Origin of the sequence: Candidatus Angelobacter sp., from assembly GCA_035607015.1 — a bacterium.
Taxonomy (GTDB): Bacteria; Verrucomicrobiota; Verrucomicrobiia; order Limisphaerales; family AV2; genus AV2.
In genome coordinates, this window is record DATNDF010000173.1 from 1 (window position 1) to 5,979 (window position 5,979).

2 protein-coding genes are annotated in these 5,979 nt (G+C 58.7%); both read left to right on the plus strand.

Annotated elements, in window-relative coordinates:
• On the plus strand, nucleotides 1–2,202 hold a 2,202-nt coding region (locus VN887_06990; GenBank protein ID HXT39752.1), incomplete at its 5' end, for a VIT domain-containing protein.
• Between the two features lie 206 nt (nucleotides 2,203–2,408).
• On the plus strand, nucleotides 2,409–5,979 hold a 3,571-nt coding region (locus VN887_06995; protein HXT39753.1), incomplete at its 3' end, for an MG2 domain-containing protein.

Genomic DNA, 5,979 nt, shown 5'->3' on the forward strand with positions numbered 1-5,979 from the left:
GTGAAGCGGCATCAGGCGGACATTCGCATCAGCGACCAGTTCGCCACCACGTCCATCGAAGAGGAGTTTTACAATCCCAACGCGCAGCGGATCGAAGGCACGTTCCTCTTTCCCGTTCCCAAGGGCGCGCAGATCAAAAAGTTCGCGATGAACATCGACGGAAGGGAGGTCGAAGCCGAGTTGCTGACCGCGGACAAGGCGCGCGGCATCTACGAGGACATCGTGCGCAAGCTCAAAGACCCGGCGCTGCTCGAATACGCAAACCATGATGTGTTCAAGGTCCGCATCTTTCCCATTGAGCCGCGCGGCACCAAGCGAGTGAAGCTTTCCTATACGCAACTGCTCAAGTCCGACGCCGGCCTCGTCGGCTACGTTTATCCGCTCAACACCGAAAAATTTTCGGCCAGGCCGATTCCGAACGTGAGCGTCAAGGTCGAGTTGGAAACGAAGCGTCCGCTCAAATCCATCTATTCGCCGAGCCACAACGTGGAAATCAAACGTCACGGCGGAAACAAGGCGACCATCGGTTACGAAGCGAAAGACGCGAAGCCGGACACGGACTTCCAGCTTTTCTTCGCGCCGGAACCGGAGGACATCGGCGTGAACCTGATGACTTACAAAACCGGCGGTGATGACGGCTATTTCCTGCTGCTCGCGTCGCCGGGCATTGGCACGAAGGAATCCAGGGTAATTCCGAAAGACGTGACGTTTGTGCTCGATACCTCCGGCTCGATGGCGGGCAAGAAAATCGAGCAGGCGAAGAAGGCGCTGGCGTTCTGTGTCGAGAACCTGAACGACGGCGACCGTTTCGAAGTGATGCGTTTCTCGACCGAGGCCGAACCGCTGTTCAACAAACTCGTCGATGTGTCGAAGGAAAGCCGTTCACGCGCGGAGGATTTTATCAAGGACCTGAAGGCCATCGGCGGCACGGCGATCGACGATGCGCTGAAGAAAGCGCTCGCCCTACGCCCCGGTAGCAGCCGACGTGAGGAGGTTCAATTTTCAAAATCCGAAATCCGAAATCCGAAATCCGAAACTGACCGCCCGTTCGTCGTCATTTTCCTGACCGACGGTCTGCCGACGGTTGGAACCACGGACGAGAACGAGATCGTCGCCAACGTGAAGAAGAACGGCGGCGGGAACGTGCGCGTCTTCTGTTTCGGCATCGGCCATGACGTGAACACGCATTTGCTCGACAAGATCACCGAGGAAACGCGCGCCGTCAGCCAGTACGTGTTGCCGGAGGAGGACATCGAAGTGAAGATTTCGAACTTTTTCGCCAAGATCAAAGACCCGGTGTTGACGAATCCGACGCTGAGCTTCACCGGCGACATCCATCCGGCGAGACTTTATCCCGCGCCGTTGCCCGATTTGTTCAAGGGCGAACAACTGGTGTTGGTCGGTCGCTACCAGGGCAGGGGAGATTCCGCTGCCGTGATTGAGGGAACTGTGAACGGCGCGCAAAGGAAGTTCACTTACGATGTGAAATTTGGCGACAACGGCGACGATTACGATTTCATTCCACGCCTTTGGGCCACGCGGCGCGTGGGCTACCTCCTCGAAGAAATCCGGTTGCACGGCGAGAACGCTGAGTTGAAGGATGAAGTGACCGAGCTGGCGCGCAAATACAGCATTGTCACGCCTTACACGGCTTATTTGATCGTTGAGGACGAAGCAAAGCGTGGAGTGCCGATTCTGTCGCAAACGCTGCCGGAGCTTCAGCAGGATGCAGCGGCGCGTTCCAGTTTGGACGGCTACTCCGCCAATGTGATGAGGCAGCGTTACGGCCTCGCACCGGTAACGCAATCGCGCAGCGAACTGGCATTCAAATCAGCGAACGCGCCGGCGGACGCTCTCTCGCTCGGCGTCGCCGAGGCGCAACACGGGCTTTCAGTGGAGACGTTGCCCGCGCCGTCGTCAGCCGGCACCGTGGTCGCAGGCAGGGCAGTGGAACCGACACGGATTGCCCGATACACGCAGCAGACGCGCTTCGTTGGCGGGCGGAGCTTTTACCAGAATGGCAACCAGTGGATTGATTCCACGATTCAGAAATTGAAAGACCCGAGGCGTGTCCGCGCGCAGCTCAATTCGAAGGAATACTTCGATCTCGTCGCAAAGAAGGCGGAAACTCTGCCCTGGCTGGCACTCGGGCAAAATGTGCAGTTCGCGCTGGGAGACACGGTATATGAAATTTACGAGTAACGTCTCCGGAGCGCGCGCGCGGCCCGCGGACCATTGGCGACGGTTCGTCGCCAATGGCAATCAATCTTCCCGCCTTGCACAACGTTTATGAGACGTGACCGCTTTGCGCCGCCGTCGGCCGCCGCAGCGGACACGCCAGCGGCGTGTGCTCCCCGGCAATTGCACCTGCCAGAGGCAGGTGTTAGCGTCGCCGCGTTCCGAACTACATGAAAACACGCCTTATTATCGGATTCTTTTGCCTGCTCGCAGGACTCTCATCTTCTTTCGCCGCCTCGCGCGACGCGCAATGGAAAGAAGTGGACGAGGCGATCAAGAAAGGGCTGCCGAAGACCGCCATCGAAAAGCTCGAGCCGATCATTCAAGGCGCGTTGAAGGACAAGGCCTGGGGTGAAGCGACAAAGGCCATCGCGCGAAAGATTGTTCTCGAAGGCAACATCCAGGGAAACAAGCCCGAGGAGAAGATCACGCGGCTGGAGGCGGAGATCGCCAAGGCGCCGAAGGAAATCGTTCCGTTGCTCGATACCATTCTGGCCAACTGGTACTGGCATTATTTCCAACAGAACCGCTGGCGCTTCATGCAGCGCACGCAGACGGCGCAAGCGCCGGGCAAGGATTTCACGACGTGGGATCTGCCGCGCTTGTTTGCGGAAATCGACAAACAGTTCCAGAAGGCGCTGGTGAACGCCGACGCGCTCAAGAAAACGCCGGTCGCGACGTTCGATGAACTATTGCAGAAAGGAACATTGCCCGACAGCTATCGTCCCACGCTCTATGATTTCATCGCGAATGAGGCGCTCAAGTTCTACGCGAGCGGTGAGCAGGCGGCAGCGAAGGCGTCGGATGCCTTCGAGATTTCGGCGGAGAGCCCGCTCTTCGGCAGTGTTGAAGACTTCCTCGCCTGGAAGCCAGAGACTACGGATGCTGATTCGCCGAAGCTCAAAGCCATTCATCTCTTCCAGGACCTGCTTCGATTTCACCAGAAAGACAACGACAAGACAGCTTTCATAGACGCCGATCTATCGCGCCTCGTTTACGGGTTCAACGTCGCGTTTGGCGAAGAGAAGAACGCGCGTTACAAGACGGCACTCAAGGCGCTCGTGGGCAAATGGGCCGATCACGAGCTATCGGCAATAGCGCTGCATCATTGGGCGCGTGTGGTGCAGCAGGAGGAGGATCTGGTGGAAGCGCGCAACCTCGCGTTGCGCGGTGCGAACGCTTTTCCGAACAGCGCCGGCGGCAAGCTCTGTCGGAATCTCGTCTCGGAAATCGAGGCGAAATCCGTCGCCATATCCACGGAGCGGGTCTGGAACGCCCCGTGGCCAAAGGTCCGGGTTTATTATCGCAACGTGACGAACGTTTATTTCCGCGCCTTTGCGTGGGATTGGAACGAGTTTCTCGACAAGAGACACAGCCGCCCCGAAAAGCTCAACGATGACGAGCGGAAACAACTTCTGGCCAAAACGCCGGCGTTGGAATGGTCCGGCGCATTGCCGCCCACGCCGGACTACAAGGAGCGCGCGCAGGAACTGCCCGCGCCCGAAAATCTCAAGCCCGGTTTTTACTTCATCGTCGCCAGTCATAAACCGGACTTCAGCGAAACGGACAACCAGCTCACGTTCACAGATGTCTGGGTGAGCGACCTTGCGCTGGTTGTCCGGCCGCGCGACGGCAAAATCGAAGGCTTCGTGCTGGAGGCCAACTCAGGGGAGCCGGTCGCCGGCGCGGAGATCATGTCGTGGTCTCTCGACAATCAGGGTAATCGTGTTTCCGGACCGGCGGTGAACTCCGACGAAAACGGCTTCTTCACATTCGCGCCCAAGGAAGGGCGGGGTTATCTGATTCGAGCGCGGCACAACGGACGCGAACTGGCCACGCAGCAGGAATACTCCGCTTATCGCTACGAGCGCGAACGGTCGTCCGACCAGACGATCTTCTTCACCGACCGCGCGCTTTATCGGCCCGGCCAGACGATCCAGTACAAGGGCATTTGTCTGCGGGTAAATCAGGAGAAGGACGACTACGATGTGCTGAGTGGACGCGAATTGACGGTGATTTTCGCCGATCCGAACAACAAGGAAATTGCGCGCCAAAAGCATCGTTGCAACGATTATGGCTCGTTCACCGGCAGCTTCACCGCGCCGCGCGACCGCGTCATGGGACGAATGCGTATCTATGTGAGCAGTACCCCCAACGGTCAGGCCGACTTCAATGTGGAGGAATACAAACGCCCGAAGTTCCAGGTGACACTCGACGCGCCGAAAACTGCCGCGAAACTCAACGACAAGGTCACCTTGCAAGGCAAGGCCGAAAGCTATACCGGCGCGGCCATTGACGGCGCGCAGGTGAAGTATCGGGTCGTGCGCGAAGTGCGCTGGCCGTATTGGTGGGGCTGGTATCACTCGTGGCGAATGCGCGGCGTCTCGGCGAGCCAGGAGATCGCGCATGGCACGGCGATGACCGGGATTGATGGCACTTTCAAGATCGAGTTTGTCGCCAAACCCGATCCGAAAGTTTCGGAGAAAGATGAGGCGTCGTTCAGCTTCAGCATCTACTCGGACGTGACCGATACGACCGGCGAGACTCGCTCCGCACAGCGCGGCATCAACGTCGGATTCACCGCATTGCAAGCGACGCTTGGCGTGGGCGACTGGCAAACGGAGGATCAGCCCGTCGAGATCGGTGTCACCACGACAACGCTTGACGGCGAGCCGCAGACAGCCGAGGGGAGCGTGAAGATTTACCGGCTCAAGCAGCCGGACAAAGTGCAGCGGCCTTACATGGGCGAGATCAGCGATTACCGGCCCGGTCCGACGCCAGAGCATCCGGACCTTTCCGACCCGAACTGGTGGGAGTTGGGCGAGGTGGTTGCCGAACAAGGTTTCACCACGGATGCGAAAGGTGCGGCGAAATTTCCGGCAAAGCTGGGAGTCGGCGTTTATCGCGCAGTGCTGGAAACGCAGGATCGCTTTGGAAAGAAGGTGACGGCGCGCCAGCAAATCCGCGTGTTGAAGCCCGACGATACGAAGCTCGCAATCAAGATTCCGCATTTGCTCGACGCGCCGAAGTGGAGCCTCGAACCGGGCGAGGAGTTCATGGCGTTGTGGGGCACGGGCTACGACGAGGGACGCGCGTTCGTCGAGATCGAGCACCGGCATAAGATGATTCAGCAGTTCTGGACGAAGCCCGGGCGGACGCAGCAGCAGATCAGGCAGGCCGTGACCGAAGCGATGCGCGGCGGATTCACCGTGCATGTCACCCAGGTGCGCGAGAACCGGGCGTATCTTGAATCACGCCACGTGGATGTGCCGTGGAAGAACAAGGAACTCGACATCAAGTGGGAGCATTTCACGTCGAAGCTGGGGCCTGGCCAGAAGGAAACCTGGACAGCGGTGATTTCAGCTCCAAAAGGCGGTGGGGCGAGAGACCCCTCGAGCCCCGACCAAAAGAAAACTGACAAGAATTCACGGGTCGACGGAGTCTCGTCCCACCGCGAAATGGATGTTGAGAAGTCCGTCGCGGAAATGGTCGCGACGCTTTACGACCAGTCGCTGGACCAGTTCCTGCCGCTCTACTGGCAAAACCGCTTCGGGTTCTTTTATCAGGACTACTCGACCGCGCAATATTCGTTCGAGAACACGACCAGGCAGTTTCAGTGGCTTCGAGGTCAATGGACGCAGCGTCACGAGAATGTTGAGCTGCGCTATCGCGAGTTTCCTCGTGACCTCGTGATGAACTTGTGGGGCTACGGTGCGGTGCAAACCCGCGCAAGGTACTATG